Raw genomic sequence first — 16,502 nt, forward strand, 5'->3', positions numbered from 1 at the left:
TGCCGGTGCCGCCCTTCACGCCGGCACGAACACCCCGCAGCCGAGCTTGCGGTGGTCGCCGAGACCCGCCTCCTGCAGGTGAATGCTGTCGTCGGGCGCGAGTCCGCTGATGGCGAGTGCGAAGCCGGTGGCCTTGCGCTCCGGCAGTTGCAGGCAGCCGGGGGCGCCGACGCGGATGCGGCTTTGGATCTCCAGGGCCGCGAGCTGGCTTTCGACCGCGGCGACGAAGGCGTCCGCCGTTGCCGGCTCGCCCGGGTCGCCGCTGCCGGCCCGTTGCCCGGCAGGATCGCTGAGGTGGTCGAGGACCACCAGCCCGGCGTGCAGCGCTGCCACAGGGTGTGGGACCTCCACCCGCGGGTCGCCGATGTCGAGCTGCCAGCCGCCGACATCGAGCCGCTCTCCGGCGAGACCCAGTATCTGTGGCAGCTCGGCGGCCGGCAGGCGCAGCAGAAGCCGGCTGTCCGCGGTGAGCGTGAGCAGGCCGTCGGCGCCGGTGCGGCCCGCGACCGGCCCGATGGCGACGTCATCGGCGTCGGCGAGCCAGCGTCCGATGTCCGGCAGCGCGCAGAGGGCGGCGTAGAGTGCCGCGCCGTGATCTGCGGGCAGGCGGCTGCCGCGCAGCGGAAAGATCCCGTGAACGGTGCAGCAAACACCTGGGACGTAGTCGAGTGGCATCGCTGAGGACCTCCCTCGTCGGGTACCTTCGGGCCCATGGATATGCCTGCCCGGCGCCGGTGCGGCATGGCGGGTGACAGCAATATCCCCATACGTCGTTCATGTTCGACATCCATATCCTGGCGGTGCCTGGCGGCTCAAGCCATAGCCGTTGCGCCTATTGCTGCATGGGTTTCTGAGAGAAGTCAGCATCGGTGTAAGCACCATGAAAACTCCGGGAGCACCTGGTTTTTTCCGATTTGTGGTGCAGCGCACAGCATCCGATGGCGTGCGCGTACCGGTGGGACTTCACCCTGGCACGAAGACCCCGCAGCCGAGCTTGTGATGGTCGCCGAGACCGGCCTCCTGGAGGTGGATGCTGTTGTCCGCCGAAAGGCCGGCGATGTGCAGGCCGAAGCCGGGTACGGTGCGCCCCGGCAGTGCGAGGCTGCCGGCGGGGCCGGGCACCGGCTCCGCCGCGATCTCCAGCGCTGCCAGCGCGCGGCGCATGGCGGCGGCGAATGCCTCAGCGGTGCAGGGTGCGCCGGACTGCGCCGCGCCGGCCGCCGGCGGCACGTCATCGAAGACCACCAGGTCCGCCCGCAGCTCCGCCGCCGGTTGCGGCAGGCGCACGCGGGGCTCGCCGATGTCCAGCAGGTGCCGGGCGCCGTCCGCCGCCAGCTCCAGCCGGCGGCCCGCCAGGCGCAGCACCTGCGGCAGCTCCGCCGGCGGCAGGCGCAGCAGCAGGCGGCTCTCCGGCGTCAGTGCCAGCAGCCCGTCGGCGTCCGGGCGGCCGGTGATGGGGGCGATGGCGACGTGGTCCGCCGCCGCGAGCCAGGTGCCGCAGTCCGGCTGCTCGCAGAGGGCGGCGTAAAGGGCTGTGCCGTGGTGGCGGGGCAGGTGCGCGCCGTGCAGCGGAAAGGCGGCTTCGATGGTGCAGCAGACGCTGTGCGTTTGGTCGAGGGGCATTCTCTGTGACCTCCCTGACGGGGCCCGCTCGGGCCGGTTGACGATGTCCTTCAATTATTAGCACCGCGACCGGCTCACGGACTGAGCCTCGGTTGTCATCCATCGGCGCCATGGCGAATCGTGTACGCCGGCCCGCGGGGGCGAGCATCGACCCGAGTGCACGATGACACACCAAGCTGCACCCTTCGCATCCGGATCGGGCGTGAAAAGTAGCGGTAAATCTGTGCGATCTGTCGCTTGCGCTCGCCGGGCGGATGCGCTGCTGCACTGGCCGGCCGCGGCTGAGCATGCCCGCAGCGGCACGCCGGGGATTGGCGCAACGCTGCGGAGCATCTGCGGCCAGGCATCATTTGCCAGCGGCGGACTGAGATCCGCCTGCCCCAGGGTGCCGACTGAAGTCGGCGTACCGGGGGCGCACTCGCGGCTTGCGCAGCGGAGGCGGATCAGGGCAGCGGCGAGTCGTCCGCGTAGCGGTTTGCGGCGGCGCGCAGGCGCTCGGCCACCAGGGCGCGCAGCTCGGCGGGTGCCAGCACGTCCACGTCGGGCCCGAACTTGAGAATGTCCCGCAGCAGCTCGCGCGGGTCGGAGTAGGGCACCTGCAGCTCGTAGCACCGGCCCTGCCACTGGCCGAGCTGGTCCGGATGCCAGGTCTCGTCCGCCACCCAGCGCGACGCCTCCGGGCTGAAGCGCAGCACCGCCCAGGCGGTGGCGCTGCCGGAGAAGATGCCGAAGCTCGCCCCCAGGAAGCGGTCCAGGGCCTTGGCGTCCGTGGCGAGTGTCGGGCCGGGTGCGGGCTCGGCGTGGTCGATGCGGTCCAGCGAGAAGATACGCAGCCCCGCCGCGCGCTCGCAATGGGCCGCCAGGTACCAGTTGTCGCGATAGCGGATCAGCCGCTGCGGGTGCACTAGGCGCTCGGTGTGCTCGTCGCGGGCGCGGCTGTGATACGCGATGCGCAGGGGCTGGCGCTTCAGCAGTGCGGCGGCGATGGTGCCGAAGCGCTCGGGGTGCGTGGTGCGCGTCGCCATGGGCTGCAGCAGGATGCTGTCGGCCACCGCCGCGGCGCTGTGTCCGCTTTGCGCGAGCAGGCTGCGGATACGCCCGCGCAGTGGGCCGATGTAGGGTGCGAGCAGCCCGGGCTGCATCTGGTCCAGCATCTGGCCGCTGGCGAGCAGGGCGTAGAGCTCGCTCTCGTTCAGCCAGAAGCCCGGCAGCTCGAAGCGCGCTGCATCGGCGGCGTAGCGGTAGCCGTTGCTGGCGCGGTCGTACTCGATGGGCGCCTGCATGAAGTCGCGCATGTAGCCGAGGTCCCGCACCACCGTGGCGCGGGAGGCCTCCAGCGCCTGCTGGAGCTGCTCCAGGGAGCGCGCGCGCTCCTTCAGCAGGGCGTCGATGCGGTAGATGCGCTCGGCGCGGTTCATGCCGGGCAGACCGCCCGGTGACGGGTCAGGACGCCCGCAGCAGCACCTGGCACTGCGCCGGTGGCTGGGGCCGCGCCCGCGGCTTGCCGGACGACCCGCTGCTGCTGGGGCTGCGGGCCTCCAGGCTGAACCACCAGGCGAGCTCCGAGCCGCAGCCGCTGCCCATGGGCACGGGCGACTGCTGTCGGCAATGCGGGCTGTCGGGCGGGCACTTGAGGCGCACGTGCATGTGCGCATCATGGCCCCACCAGGGGCGGAGCTTGCGCAGCCAGGCGGCGTCGTCTTCGCGCTGGCACAGGGCGCGCTTGATGCCCGGGTTCACCAGGATGCGGTCCACCGCCGGGTCCTGGGCGGCGGATTTGATCAGAAACAGCTGGTCCGGGCCGAAGCGCTCGTTCAGGGCGAGCTTCTTCGGTGTCAGCATGCTGGGTGGGTCGCGGTGCTCGGGGGTGGTGCGCACCGCCTGCGCCGGCGAGTGCGCGAGGGTCAGCCAGATGTCCACATCGAGGCCGTTCTGGTGGCTCACGTGGGAGGAGCTCATGCGCCCGCCACGGGGCTGGGCGAGGTCGCCGATCATGACGTAGCGGCCGCTGCGCCGGCTCATGGCGCGGCCCAAGTCCCGAATGAGCCGGATGGTCTCCGGGTGCCCGTAGTGGCGGTTGCGGTGGCGGCGGATGCTGACGAAGCCGATGCCGCTCGCCGGCAGCGCCTCGGCGCCGTCGATGCAGCCGTTGCTGGGACCGCCGATGGCAGCAGGTTGACCCAGCGAGACGTCCCGGATGCGCGACCAGGGCGTCTCCGCGGCACTGAGCGTTGCCGCCGTGCCGGCCAGCAGCAGCCCGAGCCCGAGCGCCACGGCGCGCGCCGCCGGCCGCCCTTCGCATGTCGAGTGTTGATTGCGCAACGCCATGATTCGACTTCCCCCATCCGCATCAGCGCCGTGTTGCACGCCAGCGCGCATGTTAGCCGAAAGCGCTCCGCATGGCTGCTGGTGTGGGGGCCGGCGTCGCAACGGCAAGCGCGACGGGAGGCGTCGGTGGTTGTATCGCCGTCCGTGGCGGTGGAGCCGTGGTGGGAGCTCCCCGGGCATCCCGCCCCTGGCGCAGTGATTGTGTATCGGCGAGCGCCGGCGCAGCGCCTGCGGCAGCTCAGTCAGCCTTCTTGCGTTTGTTCGCGGCGCGCTTGGCGATCAGGGCCCCGCGCATCATGAAGACCACGAACAGGCTGCCGATGAAGCCCGCCACCGCCACGGCGCTGCTCACCAGCACCGGCTTGGCCTGGGGCTCCTCGATGCCGAGCATGCTGCCGGTGGCGATGAGCGTCGGATTGTCCGCGGGCACGGCGATGAGGAAGGCGCAGAAGGCCAGGAAGGCCGAGAAGAAGATCAGCTTGATGTCCATCTGCACTGCGGCGAGCAGCGTGCCCAGGGCGAGCAGATAGATCATGAGTGCGGTGTACTGCTGGTCGGTCATCAGCTCCCGATAACCCTGGGAGTTCAGCAGGTACAGAAGCCCGATGAGAGCGCCCCAATGGATCACCTGCCGCAGCAGGTACCAGGCGCGGTTGCTGTTGCTCACATAGGCCTGGGTCCAGCCCGACACCAGGGAGACCACGGCCACCACGGGCACGAAGATCTCCCAGTACTTGTAGGTGCCGGACATGTCCCTCTGGCTCAGCCAGAACAGGACGACGGTGGCGGCGAAGAGCACGAGCAGGGGTATCAGGGCCAGGCCGAGGGGGCTCAGGCCATTGTCGCGCTTCTGGGTGGTGGCTTGATCGGTTGCGGCAGCGGACACGTCGAATCCTCCAACTGGCATGGGGAGAGGCCGACGGGCGTCGCAACCCCCGTGCTGGGGTGGGCCTGCCGTGCGGGCGGAGCGGGCGCGGGGCAGGGAGCCGTCGGCGGGACAGCCAGCTAGAGTCTAAACCATTTTTTGCATGTGTGAAGTCACATTGACACAAAATTGCGACCTCGAGTGTCAATGCTGCATGACATATCTGGTCCGCAGGGCGTCCACGCCCCGGGCAGCGCCGACTCAGAAGGGCCAGATCAGGGGCGTCAGCAGCACCGTCACCGCGCCCACCAGCAGGGTCAGGGGGATACCGGCACGCAGGAAGTCCGCGAAGCGATAGCCGCCGACGCTGAACACCATCAGGTTGGTCTGGTAGCCGATGGGGGTGGCAAAGGCCGCGGATGCGGCGATCATCACCGCCACCATGAAGGGCATGGGGCTCACGTCCATGAGGCGGGCGGCGTCCATGGCGATGGGGAACACCAGCACGGCGGCGACATTGTTGGTGGCCAGCGCCGTCAGCAGCGCCGCGGCGGCGAACACCAGCGCGAGTGACAGCCAGGGCATGCCCTGGGCCAGGCTGATGACGGAGCCCGCGAGCACGCCCGCGGCCCCGGTCTTCTCCAGCGCCGTGCCGATGCCGAGCGACGTGGCGATGACCACCAGCACCTGCCAGTCCGGTGAGCGCCGCGCGACCCGCCCGCGGGTGCAGCGCGTCAGCACCATGGCGCCGGCGGCGAGCAGCGCCGCCTCCAGCATGCTGAACAGGCCCAGGGCGACGCTTGCCACCATGGCGGCGACGATGGCGACGGCCACCGGCGCCCGCTCGTGCGCCGGCGGGTGCTCGTCGCCGAGCTGCGCCACCACCAGGAAGTCCTTGGCGTTGCGCTGCTGCAGCACGAACTCCGGGTGCGTCTCCAGCAGCAGGGTGTCGCCCGCCGCCAGCACGATGTCGCCGATCTTGCGCTGCACCCGCTCACCACCGCGGGAGAGGGCGATGATGGCGGCGTTGTAGCGCGCCCGGAAGCGCCCCTCCCGCACCGAGCGGCCCACCAGCGGGCTCTTGTTGGACAGCACCGCCTCCACGAAGCAGCGGTCGCGGCGCTTGCCGCCGAGCTTGAACACCTGATCCGTCGCCGGACGCAGGCCGCGCATGCGTTGAAGGTCCATCACCGAGTCCAGCATGCCGGCGAACACCAGCCGGTCGCCGCCGCGCAGCACCGCCCGCGACGACACCGCCGGCATGGCCTGCCCGTCGCGCTCGATCTCCACCAGGTAGAGCCCGGGCAGCTGGCGCAGCCCCGCCGCCTCGATGCTTTTGCCGGCGAGCGGGCTGCCGGCGGGCACCAGCATCTCGGCGGTGTAGCTGCGCACGTCGGCGAAGCTGTCCGTGGCCGTCGTCCGCGCCGGCAGCAGCCTGGTGCCGAAGAGCTGGAGATAGGCGATGACCACGGCCACCACCGGAACGCCGATCCAGGCGAGCTCCAGCAGCCCGAGGCCCGGGCCGCCGGTGCGCGCGGTGTACATGCCGTCCACCACCAGGTTGGTGCTGGTGCCGATGAGGGTGCAGGTGCCGCCGGCGATGCTGGCGTAGCTGAGCGGCAGCAGCAGGCCGGACAGCGACAGGCGGTGGCGCTTGGCCCAGTCCAGCACCGCGGGGATGAAGATCGCCACCACCGGCGTGTTGTTCAGGAAGGCGCTCAGGCCCGCCGCCGGCAGCATGAGCCGCAGGCGCGCGTCCTGCTCGCCGCGCGGGCGTCCGAGCAGGGCCTGGCCGATCCAGCCCACGGCGCCCGTCTCAGTGAGCCCGCTCACCACCACGTAGAGCACGGCGACGGTGATGACGCCCGGGTTGGCGAAGCCCGCCAGCGCCTCGTCCACCGTCAGCACCCCGGTGACCAGCAGCAGGGTCAGCGCGCCCGCGGTGACGATGTCCGGCGCCACACGCGTGCGCAGGAAGAGCACGAAGCAGAGCACCACCAGCGCGATGCTGAGCCAGCCCTGCCAGCCGAGGGCGCCGATGCCGGGGGCGGTGTCCACGCCCTGCTCGCGGTGGTGCCAGGTGCCGGCGGCCGACGGGCGGGCTCAGACGCTGGCACCGAGCCGGCGGGCGATGTCGCGGATCTGCGCCGGCGGCGGATACTCGGCCGCGGCGGCATCGCTCTCCAGGTAGGCGCGCCAGCGTGCGAAGTCGTCGGCGAGGTCCGGGTCCGTGTTGTGGCAGCCGAGCACGTGAATGATGCAGTCGCCGATGCGCCAGGGACCGGTGCCGGTGAGCTCGCCGCGCAGCAGGTGGGCGGCCTGCGCGGGACTCTTCCGGTGCCAGAAGAGGTCCAGGTACAACAGGCCCTGCGGGTGTGGGAAGCAGGCGGCGATCACCCTGGCGTCACCGCTGCTGCGCCAGCGCAGTGCGAGCGGCGCTGTGACCTCGAAGGGCAGGGGGCTGGGGCTTGGCTGGGTGGCGGACACGGATGGCGTGGCTGGTGGCGGATTGGGGAGTCAGTGGGGCCTTGGATCATAACGCCGGCCACTTTAGGTCGCTGACTGCGTAGTCAGGCCATCCTGGCCTGACACAATCAGGGCTGGAAGCCCTGAGGACGCAGGGCGCACCCGCGCCTGGACGGAGTCGTGATCAGTCCGCGCCGATCAGGGCCTCATAGCGCTCCTTGAAGGCGGCCTGACGCAGCCGCTCCGCCTCCTGCTCGGTGGCCATAAGCGGCGAGTCCTGCCAGGTGCCGCTGGCGTGGTCGTACACCGAGAAGCGCCAGGCCTTGCCCACCTTGAAGACCTTGGTGACGTCGTTGCCGGCCTGCGCCATGGCCTGCATGCGGCTCAGGCCCGTCGGCGCGCCGGCGCTCGCCGCGGCCTGTGCCACCGGCGCCGTGGCGGTATCCGCGGTGTCCGCCGCCGGCGTGTCGCGGAAGCGGAATGTGTTGTTCTGGATCTCGCCCTGGATGTCCAGCTCCACGGCCTCGACATTCGGCAGCCGCTTCAGGAGGTAGGCGGCCATGAGCATGCCGAGCTTGTGGTTCTCCTTCTCCAGCGCCGTCAGCAGCTTGTCCGCGACGATCTGGCAGCGCTGCTCGCGGTTCGGCTGCGCCACCCATTCCCGGCTCATCTGCCAGCCGGCGTCCATGTCCGCATCGAGCTTGTCGCAATAGTCGTCGCAGCCGGCGAGCACGTGCTCCGGCACGTTCAGGCTGTATTCCTGGTCCTCGACGATGGCCTTGAGGATCATGCTTCGACCTCCGCGGGCTGCTGTGACGGGTAACCCCGCTATGATATCAAAGGACTCTGCCGACTCCTGCCGACACGCCTGTTGCTTCGTCCCGTTATGCTGCTCACCATCCCGAATCTGCTGAACCAAGCCCAGCTCGACAAGCTGCACGAGATCATCCGCGGCGGCGCCTTCGTGGACGGCCGGCTCACCGCCGGCTTCGCCGCGGCGCGGGTCAAGCAGAACGAGGAGCTGAGCCAGGAGCCGGAGCGCATTCAGCGCCTGATCCGCATCCTGATGGCGAGCCTGGGGCACAACGAGACCTTCCGCTTCGGCGTGCTGCCACACCGGGTGGCGGACCCGATCTTCGCCCGCTATCGCCCGGGCATGGCCTACGGCGACCACGTGGACGACCCGATTATGGGCTCAAGCGGGCCGCGCTTCCGCTCGGACGTGTCCATGACGGTGTTTCTGAATCCGCCCGAGGATTATGCCGGTGGTGAGCTGGTGATCCGCACCAGCTTCGGCGACAACCGGGTCAAGCTGCCGGCCGGCGATGCCGTGGCTTACCCATCCTCCAGCCTGCACCACGTCGCCGAAGTCACCCGCGGCGAGCGGCTGGTGGCGCTCACCTGGATCCAGAGCTATGTGCGTGACCCAGGCCGGCGCGAGCTGCTGTACGAGCTGAGCCTGGCCCGCGAGCACCTGCTCAGGACCGCGCCGGAGTCCGAGCACACGGCGCAGGTGGACCGCAGCTACAGCAATCTGGTGCGGATGTGGGGGGATGTGTGAGGGGCGAGGGGCGAGGCGGGTAACTCGCTACTCGTTCCCGGCAACTCGATACGCGCCGGCTTGTCCCTTCATCTTGTTGACGATGGCGTAGACGCCGACGTGGCGGTTGGGGCTCAGGTGCTCCTCCAGCTTGAGCCCCTCGAACAGGGCGTCCACGTCCGTCGCCTCGATCTCCGCCGCGGTCTTGCCGGAGAAGAGCTGCACCAGCAGCGCCACCACGCCCTTGATGATGGCCGTGTCGCAGTCCCCCTGGAACTTGAGCTGCGGGCCGCCGTCGAGCGGCTCCGGCACCACGTGCACCGTGCTCATGCACTCCATGACGCGGTTGGCGTCCACCTTGTGTGCCGGGTCCATGGACGGCAGTCGCTCGCCCAGCTCCACCAGATACTCGTAGCGCTGGTCCCAGTCGCCGAGCAGGTCGAAGGTGTCGATGATGTCGTCGATCTCGCTTGCGGTGCTCATGGTGGGGGCGTTTGCTCGCGGATGCTGCGTGGGCCGCGCGTGAAGACTGCGGACCCGGGAGATGTTGCTGACGCCGGGGGCGCCAGCCGGGGTGCGCAGCCGGTGCCGACCGGGTGGGGCGGGTCCGACGGGCTGGTGGTCAGACGCTGAAGGACTCGCCGCAGCCGCACTCGTCCTTGACGTTCGGATTGCGGAACTCGAAGCCCTCGTTCAGCAGGCTGGACTTCACGAAGTCCACTTCCATGCCGTCGATGCGCTCAAGGCTCGTGTCGTCAACGACCACCTTGACGCCGTGGCTCTCGAAGACCTGATCGCCGTCGTCAAGGTCGTCGGCGTAGTCCACGACATAGGCGTAGCCGGTGCACCCGCTCTTTTTGGTGCCGATGCGAAGACCGATGCCGTGACCCCGCTTTTCCAGCATGTGGCTGACGTGGCGGGCGGCGCTGTCGGTGAGGGTGACTGCCATGGTGCTGCTCCCGTGTTGGGTTGTGTCGCTGGAGACCGGTAGTAAACCTTCCCGCCCGGGATTTCAAGGGCACCGAGGCTCAGTGTCGCTGCTCGCTGCCGCCGGTGGCGCCGCTGAAGGCGGACATTTCCATCAGGCCGCGCATCAGATCGGCGCGGGCGCCGATGCCGTCGGTCTCCAGCAGGGCCTGCTTGTCGTCGGCGCCGAGGGGCAGGTGCGTGCAGAGCAGATTCACCAGGTCGTCGTCCGCCATCTTGCCGATGTCCTCCCAGGGCACTTCGACACTGCGCTGGTCGCAGAAGGCGCGCAGGGAGCCCATGAAGCGCTCGCGGTCGCCGATGCTGCCGCCGTCCAGGTCGTAGTCGCCCGAGAACCGGCTCCAGTCCGGGCGTATCCGGCGATAGCCGTCGCGCTCCGGCAGCTCCTCGACGATCTCGAATCGGCACAGGCCGGTGAGCACCATGACGATGCGCCCGTCGGTGGTCTCGCTGTACGAGGTGATGCGCCCGGCGCAGCCGATGCGGTGCACCGGCGGCGGCTCGGCGGCATCGGCGTCCGCGCGCGGCTGCACCATGCCGATGAGGTGATCCTGCGCCAGGGCCGCGGCGACCATGTTGAGATAGCGCGGCTCGAAGATATTCAGCGGCAGCTGGACGCCGGGCAGCACCACGGCGCCGCTCAGCGGAAAGATGGGCAGCTCGCGCGGCAGGTCGGCGAAGGCTTGCAGAAATGGGCTTCTCACGGCGGCATCCTCCCGAGGCGGGTGTCGTCCAGGGCCGGCGGCCCGGTGTCGCTTCCGACAACGCACCCTCCGGAAGTTCACGACATGGGGTCTCGGGTGCCCATCTGCGAGCCGCACCCGCCACCGCCCGAGCCGTCGTGGCGCGGCCTACTGCTGCGGCTGCTCCAGCGCCACGCCGAGCGCCTCCGCCACCTCCTCGATCAGCTCGGCGGCGGTGGCGAAGTCGAAGCCGTTCACCGCATTGCGCAGTGTCGCCAGCGTTTCGGCGCACACCAGCCCCGACAGGCGCGCGTGCACCTGCTCGTGCGCGTTGATGGCGGCGGCGTCGAAGTCCGCGAGCAGCGCGGCCAGGCGCCGCAGCGCCGCGTCGAGGGAGACGGGCGGTTCCGGCGCCGCGGTGTTGGCCGCCGGATCGGCCTTGGACGGGTCGGCATGGGATGCCGTGGACAGCGCCCCGGCCGCCGCGGCGGTGGGGTCGTCGCCCAGGCGCTGGTCGATCTCCGCAAGCAGCATCTGAAGCAGCATCGCGACGCGGCTGACTGCGGCCTCGGTGGTGTCGTCGGCGCGGCGCTGGCGCGCGAGGCGGGCAGCCGCCGCGCGCAGCTCCAGCGCGCCCAGGCTCGCCGCAGCGCTTTCCAGCGCCTGCGCGAGCTGTGCGGCACCGAAGCGGTCGCCCGCGCTGTGCAGACTGCTCCAGTCGGCGACGAAATCGCCGTGCTCCAGCCGAAAGCGCCCCATGAGGCGACGCAGCAGGCGATCGTTGCCGCGCACCCGGATGCGGGTGGTCCCGCCGACGGGCGCCGGTGGCAGTGCAGACCTGGTGTGGGCGTCCGCGTGCACAGCGACGGCGGCCGGCGGCCGTACATGCGGGCTGTCGTAGAGGGTGGCGTCCGCGGCTTGGCTGGACGCCGTCGGCACCGCGAAATCGAGCTCGAACTGGAAGCTGCTGCCAAGATCCTGGCGGCTGTCGAGCTTGAGCACGCCGCCCATGGCCTGCACCAGCCGGTAGCAGAGCCCGAGCCCGAGACCACTGCCGCCGTGGCGGCGGGTCAGCGAGGTATCGCCCTGCCGGAACAGCCCGAACAGCTCCGCCTGCTGATCCACCGGAATCCCAGCGCCCGTGTCCCGGACCTCGAAGCCGATTCGGGCGTGCCGCGCGTCGCGACCGATGGGGCGGCAGGCGATGACGATCTCGCCGGCCTCCGTGAACTTGAGTGCGTTGTCGGTCAGGCTGGCCAGCACCTGGCGCAGCCGCTCCATGTCGCCCACCAGCACGGGCGGCATGCGCGGGTCCTGCTCGCAGCGCAGGTCGAGACCCTTGCGCTCCGCCTGCTCGGCATAGGTTGCCACCAGCTGGGACAGCAGCTCTTCCACCGCAAAGGCGGTGCGCTCCAGGTGCAGCTCGCCGGACTCCAGCTTCACCACGTCCAGCAGATTGCTGATCTGGGTGAGCAGGCCATGGGCGGCGCGGTCCGCGCGCAGCAGGTGCTCACGTTGCCGCGGGTCGGCGGCGAGCTTGAGGGCGAGCCGTGTCATGCCCACCACGACGTTCATGGGCGTGCGGATCTCGTGGCCGATGTTGGCGAGGAAGGCGCGCTTGGCGGAGTCGGCGCTCTCGGCTGCGACTTGTGCGCGGTGCAGGCGCATCTCCAGCTCGCGGATGCGCGCGCGATCCTGCTCGCGCTGGTGGGCGAGGGCGTGCAGGGAAGCCTCGATCTGCGCCCAGTCGTCCCCGCCCTGGGGGCCGCCGGGTGCGAGCTGGCGCGCCTGTTGTGCCAGGTGCCGGCGCGGCGTCAACAGCCGGCCGGCGCCCAAGTAGATCCAGGCCGCGAGGGCTGTGCTGGTGAGCCCGATGCCCGCCACCGATCCCAGCACGCCGGCCCAGGCCAGCGCGGGCAGCGCCAGGGCCACGGGGGCGAGCAGCAGCAGTCGCGGCATTGGATCGGTCAAGGTGCGGGCACTCCGTCGGCGTCTGCGGGTGTCGCGCGGCGGCGGCACCGACGCGAGCGTCGGCCCGGGCTGCCAGACAGAAGCTAGCGGACGAGCACCGCGGCCGACTGTGATGCAGGTTCGACATTGGCCGCGGGCCGCCGCCGGGCGGTCACGACGGCGTGCAGCCCGTCGCGCAGCCGATCGCCCCCGTGCAGGCTGCCGCAGGCGTACGGGAACCCGTGCATCGCGCCGCGGTCTCAGCACGGCGGGTCAGGCTGGACCGGTCGAGCAGACTCGGCCGGGCAAATCCGCCCCATCAGATCCGCCCCATCAGATCCGCCCAATCAGATCCGACCGATCAGAGCTGAGTGGGCAGATCCGACCGGCCCAGCGCCGGCGCCGTCCCCAATCGGGCAACCGCCGGGCACGCCAACTTGACAGCTCAGAGCCGCTGACCCTAGCATCGCCGGCTCCCTATCGCGCGAAGTCGCCCATGGATCTCTCCGCAATTCGGGCACCTGTCTCCGACGATCTCCAGGCAGTCGACGAGCTCATCCTCCAGCGCCTGCAGTCCGACGTGGTGCTGATCAACCAGATCGGTCATTACATCGTCGGCAGCGGCGGCAAACGGCTGCGTCCGCTGCTGGTGCTGCTGGCGGCGCGCGCCTGCGAGTATCAGGGTGAGCGCCATCTCGACATGGCCGCCATCGTCGAGTTCATCCACACCGCCACCCTGCTGCACGACGACGTGGTGGACGGCTCCGAGCTGCGCCGCAACCGCGACACCGCCAACGCCGTCTGGGGCAACGAGGCGAGTGTGCTGGTGGGGGACTTCCTGTATTCCCGTGCCTTCGAGATGATGGTGGACGTGGGCGTCATGCGCGTCATGGACGTGCTCTCCCACGCCACCAACCGCATCGCCGAGGGCGAGGTGCTGCAGCTGCTGAACAGCCACGACCCGGACACGGACGAGGCCCGCTACATGGAGGTCATTCAGCGCAAGACGGCGACGCTGTTCGAGGCCGGCACCCGCCTGGGCGCCGTGCTGGCCGAGATGCCGCGCGAGGTGGAGGACCGGGTCGCCGCCTTCGGCCTGCACCTCGGCATCGCCTTCCAGCTGGTGGACGATGCCCTGGACTACGATGCCGACAGCGAGACCATCGGCAAGCACATCGGCGACGACCTCGAAGAGGGTAAGCCGACCCTGCCGGTGATCCGCGCCATGGCGGTGGGCAGCGACGCCCAGCGCGCCATGCTGCGCAAGGCCATCGAGGAAGGCGGGCGCGAGCGCATCGACGAGGTGGTGGCGGCCATTGTCGATACGGACGCACTGAGTTACACTGTGGAGCTTGCCAGGATGCATGCGCAGTCCGCCCGCGAAGCCTTGGATGACCTGCGGGAGTCAGATGCCAAGCGTGCCATGCTGGCCACGGCGGAATTCGCCGTCGCCCGCACCTACTGAGCCGCTGATTCCCTGACTCCACGCCACCGGCGGCCGCAACCACTGACCCCCGCACCCGTTGACCCAGGGTGTCCGGGGTGGCGCCAACAGGGTCCGGTCAAGGGCGGTTCCCGGCCGTCCCGCTCGCTCCGGCATCAGGCCACGACGGCCGGCTGACCAAGAGCGGCATCAACCGACAACACCTGGCGGCCCACAAGGTCGCCCGCGGCGTCGTTGCCCGCAAGCAGCGGCAGCCGAACACCATCGGGGTGTAGCTCAGCCTGGTAGAGCACTGTCTTCGGGAGGCAGGGGTCGAAGGTTCGAATCCTTTCACCCCGACCAATTCCTGCGAATGGCAAGGCCCGCCCCGGTTCGCCGGCGCGGACCTTGTGCTTTGTTGGACCCTATGCCTCCGGGCTCGCGCTGCAACAAGGACGGTACAGGCTATGTTTTCCCACAGACCCGTACGGCGCCGCCGGTGGGACGGGCCAGCGCCCGCGCCGAACGGCTGTGAGGCCCTGCGCGCGGCAGATGCCGCCGCCTCCGAGCTGGTGCTGGACCCAGCGCTGGCACATGCCCGGTTGCCGGCCGGTAACCGCGGGTCAAGCCGTTGGCAGCGAATGTCAAGCGGGCTTTGTCCGTCAGAGGTAGACTTAGAACTGCTCAGGAGTAACGCCGGGTTGAGTGACACGTCGGCGGGGCGGCGCAGCGACGGCAGGTCCTGGCGGAAGGAGGGTTCTCCCCCTGCTGTCGCACCCCGTTCTCTTCCCCATCTCCTCTTCCCCATCGGCGTCACAAGAGCGCCACTGCCTTGATCTGAATCCACACCTGCTGGCCGGGCGCCAAGCCCAGCTGCTCTGCCGAGCGGCGGGTGACGCGCGCGATCACCGGCTTGTCGTCCACGGCGAGCTTCACCAGTGTCAGCGCCGGGTGGGCGTCGTCGCCGAGGGAGGTCACCCGGGCGGGCAGGGTGTTCAGGATGCTGGTGCCGGTCTTGGGCTCGTGCGCGATGCTCACGTCCCGGGCGAGAATCCGGATGCGGGCGTGGTCGCCGACAGCGGCGCCCGAGTCGCGCACCCAGAGGCTGGTGTTGCAGCAGGCGACCCGCAGCAGGTGCCAGCGCGCGTCCCGCTCCGCCACATGACCGTCCAGCACCACGCCCGCGTCTTCGCCCAGGCGGATCGGCAGGTCGAGCCGCGCCAGGGTGTTGTTGAGCGGGCCGCTCGCCAATACCCGGCCGCCCTCCATCACCACCAGGTGGTCTGCGAGCCGCGCCACCTCGTCCGGGGCATGACTCACGTACAGCACCGGGATTTCCAGGTCGTCGTGCAGGCGCTCCAGGTAGGGCAGGATCTCCTGCTTGCGGGCCATATCGAGCGCGGCCAGCGGCTCGTCCATCAGCAGCAGCTTCGGACTCACCGCCAGGGCTCTGGCCATGCCGACGCGCTGGCGCTCGCCGCCGGAGAGCGCGGCGGGCTTGCGCTTGAGCAGATGGCCGATGCCGAGCAGCTCGATGGCATGCTCCAGGCTGAATTTTGCAGACTTGGCATCAGCCTGTCGGCTGCGCTTCTGCCCATAGCGCAGGTTGCCGAGCACCGTCAGATGCGGGAACAGGCTCGGCTCCTGGAAGACGTAGCCGATGGGGCGGCGGTGGGTAGGGACCCAGGCGTCGGCATCCTGCCAGACATCGCCGTTGACGCTGAGTCGGCCCTTGGCCGCCTGCTCCAGCCCGGCGATGCAGCGCAGGAGCGTGGTCTTGCCGGAGCCCGAATGCCCGAACAGCGCGGTCACGCCACGGGCGGGGATGCGCTCGTCCACATCCAGGGCGAAGCCGGGCCATTGGATTTTGAAGCTGGCGTAGATCATCGGCTCAGCGCGTCCCGCGGTCCGGCCGCCAGGCATAGAGCATGAGCAGCACCAGGAAGGAGAACACCAGCAGCACCGCGGAGAGCCGGTGGGCATCGGCGTACTCCAGCGCCTCGACATAGTCGTAGATCTGCACCGAGGCGACCCGGGTCTCGCCCGGGATGTTGCCGCCGATCATCAGCACCACCCCGAATTCGCCGACGGTGTGCGCGAAGCTCAGGATGCCGGCGGTGACGAAGCCCGGCAGCGCCAGCGGCAGCGCCACCGTGAAGAAGCGGTCCAGCGGCGAGGCGCGCAGGGTCGCCGCCGCCTCCAGCGGGCGCTCGCCGATGGCCTCGAAGGCGTTCTGCACCGGCTGCACCATGAAGGGCAGGGAGTAGAACACCGAGCCCACCACCAGGCCCCAGAAGGTGAAGGGCAGGAGCCCGATGCCGAGCGTCTGCGTGAGCCAGCCCACCGGCCCGTTCGGGCCCATGGTCACCAGCAGATAGAAGCCCAGCACCGACGGCGGCAGCACCAGCGGCAGGGCCACCACGGCGCCCACAGGCCCCTTCCAGCGCGAGCGGGTGCGCGACAGCCACCAGGCGATGGGCGTGCCGACGACATACAGGATCAGCGTCGTCACCGCCGCCAGGCGCAGGGTGAGGGCGATGGCTTCGAGGTCGGTGGCAGAGAGAAAGGGCATGTGAAGCTTGGGGCTGGTGCGGTGATGGCTTTAGCGCTTTGGGTGCTTTGGGCTGGAGTACGCTG

At 70.0% G+C, this 16,502-nt stretch carries 16 protein-coding genes and 1 tRNA gene; 3 read left to right on the forward strand and 14 right to left on the reverse strand.

All coding sequences use genetic code 11. The features are described from left to right. Positions 1-15 precede the first annotated feature (15 nt). The 8 genes from QZ607_RS12545 to QZ607_RS12580 form a co-directional block, all read right to left on the reverse strand. Positions 16-675, reverse strand: coding sequence for a type I-MYXAN CRISPR-associated protein Cas6/Cmx6 (locus QZ607_RS12545; RefSeq protein WP_295883025.1), 660 nt, complete (start codon positions 673-675; stop codon positions 16-18). 288 nt (positions 676-963) lie between these two features. Beyond that, positions 964-1,623 (reverse strand): type I-MYXAN CRISPR-associated protein Cas6/Cmx6, encoded by a 660-nt coding sequence (gene cas6, locus QZ607_RS12550; RefSeq protein ID WP_295883026.1) that lies wholly within the window; start codon positions 1,621-1,623, stop codon positions 964-966. Positions 1,624-2,066: 443 nt separating this feature from the next. Then, positions 2,067-3,041, reverse strand: coding sequence for a YafY family protein (locus QZ607_RS12555; RefSeq protein WP_295883027.1), 975 nt, complete (start codon positions 3,039-3,041; stop codon positions 2,067-2,069). Positions 3,042-3,066: 25 nt separating this feature from the next. Continuing rightward, positions 3,067-3,951 (reverse strand): penicillin-insensitive murein endopeptidase, encoded by an 885-nt coding sequence (gene mepA, locus QZ607_RS12560; protein ID WP_295883028.1) that lies wholly within the window; start codon positions 3,949-3,951, stop codon positions 3,067-3,069. Between the two features lie 238 nt (positions 3,952-4,189). After that, positions 4,190-4,837: a hypothetical protein gene (locus tag QZ607_RS12565; RefSeq protein WP_295883029.1), complete on the reverse strand. Its 648-nt coding sequence runs from the start codon at positions 4,835-4,837 to the stop codon at positions 4,190-4,192. Positions 4,838-5,077: 240 nt separating this feature from the next. After that, positions 5,078-6,874, reverse strand: a complete 1,797-nt coding sequence (locus QZ607_RS12570; protein WP_295883030.1) for an SLC13 family permease — start codon at positions 6,872-6,874, stop codon at positions 5,078-5,080. Between the two features lie 45 nt (positions 6,875-6,919). Continuing rightward, a complete protein-coding gene (locus QZ607_RS12575; RefSeq protein WP_295883031.1) occupies positions 6,920-7,303 on the reverse strand; it encodes a hypothetical protein in 384 nt (127 codons plus the stop codon). Between the two features lie 163 nt (positions 7,304-7,466). Continuing rightward, positions 7,467-8,072 (reverse strand): hypothetical protein, encoded by a 606-nt coding sequence (locus QZ607_RS12580; protein ID WP_295883032.1) that lies wholly within the window; start codon positions 8,070-8,072, stop codon positions 7,467-7,469. A 96-nt stretch (positions 8,073-8,168) separates the two neighbouring features. Here QZ607_RS12580 and QZ607_RS12585 point away from each other — a divergent pair, with 96 nt between their 5' ends. Next, a complete protein-coding gene (locus QZ607_RS12585; RefSeq protein WP_295883034.1) occupies positions 8,169-8,843 on the forward strand; it encodes a Fe2+-dependent dioxygenase in 675 nt (224 codons plus the stop codon). A gap of 27 nt (positions 8,844-8,870) precedes the next feature. Here QZ607_RS12585 and QZ607_RS12590 read toward each other — a convergent pair whose 3' ends face one another. The 4 genes from QZ607_RS12590 to QZ607_RS12605 all read right to left on the reverse strand — a co-directional run bounded on the left by QZ607_RS12590 (position 8,871) and on the right by QZ607_RS12605 (position 12,463). Further along, positions 8,871-9,305 carry a SufE family protein gene (locus QZ607_RS12590; RefSeq protein ID WP_295883037.1) on the reverse strand — a complete coding sequence of 145 codons (435 nt, stop codon included), beginning with the start codon at positions 9,303-9,305 and terminating at the stop codon, positions 8,871-8,873. A 139-nt stretch (positions 9,306-9,444) separates the two neighbouring features. Continuing rightward, positions 9,445-9,771: an iron-sulfur cluster assembly accessory protein gene (locus QZ607_RS12595; protein ID WP_295883039.1), complete on the reverse strand. Its 327-nt coding sequence runs from the start codon at positions 9,769-9,771 to the stop codon at positions 9,445-9,447. Between the two features lie 79 nt (positions 9,772-9,850). Further along, the gene (locus QZ607_RS12600; RefSeq protein ID WP_295883044.1) at positions 9,851-10,513 is read right to left on the reverse strand and encodes an LON peptidase substrate-binding domain-containing protein; all 663 of its coding nucleotides are present in this window, start codon (positions 10,511-10,513) and stop codon (positions 9,851-9,853) included. 147 nt (positions 10,514-10,660) lie between these two features. Further along, the gene (locus QZ607_RS12605; protein ID WP_295883045.1) at positions 10,661-12,463 is read right to left on the reverse strand and encodes an ATP-binding protein; all 1,803 of its coding nucleotides are present in this window, start codon (positions 12,461-12,463) and stop codon (positions 10,661-10,663) included. 475 nt (positions 12,464-12,938) lie between these two features. Here QZ607_RS12605 and QZ607_RS12610 point away from each other — a divergent pair, with 475 nt between their 5' ends. Next, positions 12,939-13,907, forward strand: a complete 969-nt coding sequence (locus tag QZ607_RS12610; protein WP_295883047.1) for a polyprenyl synthetase family protein — start codon at positions 12,939-12,941, stop codon at positions 13,905-13,907. 244 nt (positions 13,908-14,151) lie between these two features. Beyond that, a tRNA-Pro gene (locus QZ607_RS12615) sits at positions 14,152-14,228 on the forward strand. Positions 14,229-14,678: 450 nt separating this feature from the next. Here the strand turns inward: QZ607_RS12615 and modC are convergent. Then, on the reverse strand, positions 14,679-15,752 hold the full coding sequence (modC, locus tag QZ607_RS12620; RefSeq protein WP_295883049.1) for a molybdenum ABC transporter ATP-binding protein: 1,074 nt from the start codon (positions 15,750-15,752) through the stop codon (positions 14,679-14,681). A gap of 4 nt (positions 15,753-15,756) precedes the next feature. Further along, positions 15,757-16,437, reverse strand: coding sequence for a molybdate ABC transporter permease subunit (modB, locus tag QZ607_RS12625; RefSeq protein ID WP_295883051.1), 681 nt, complete (start codon positions 16,435-16,437; stop codon positions 15,757-15,759). Positions 16,438-16,502: the final 65 nt, after the last annotated feature.

Origin of the sequence: uncultured Thiohalocapsa sp. (assembly GCF_913063425.1) — a bacterium.
GTDB lineage: Bacteria > Pseudomonadota > Gammaproteobacteria > Chromatiales > Chromatiaceae > Thiohalocapsa.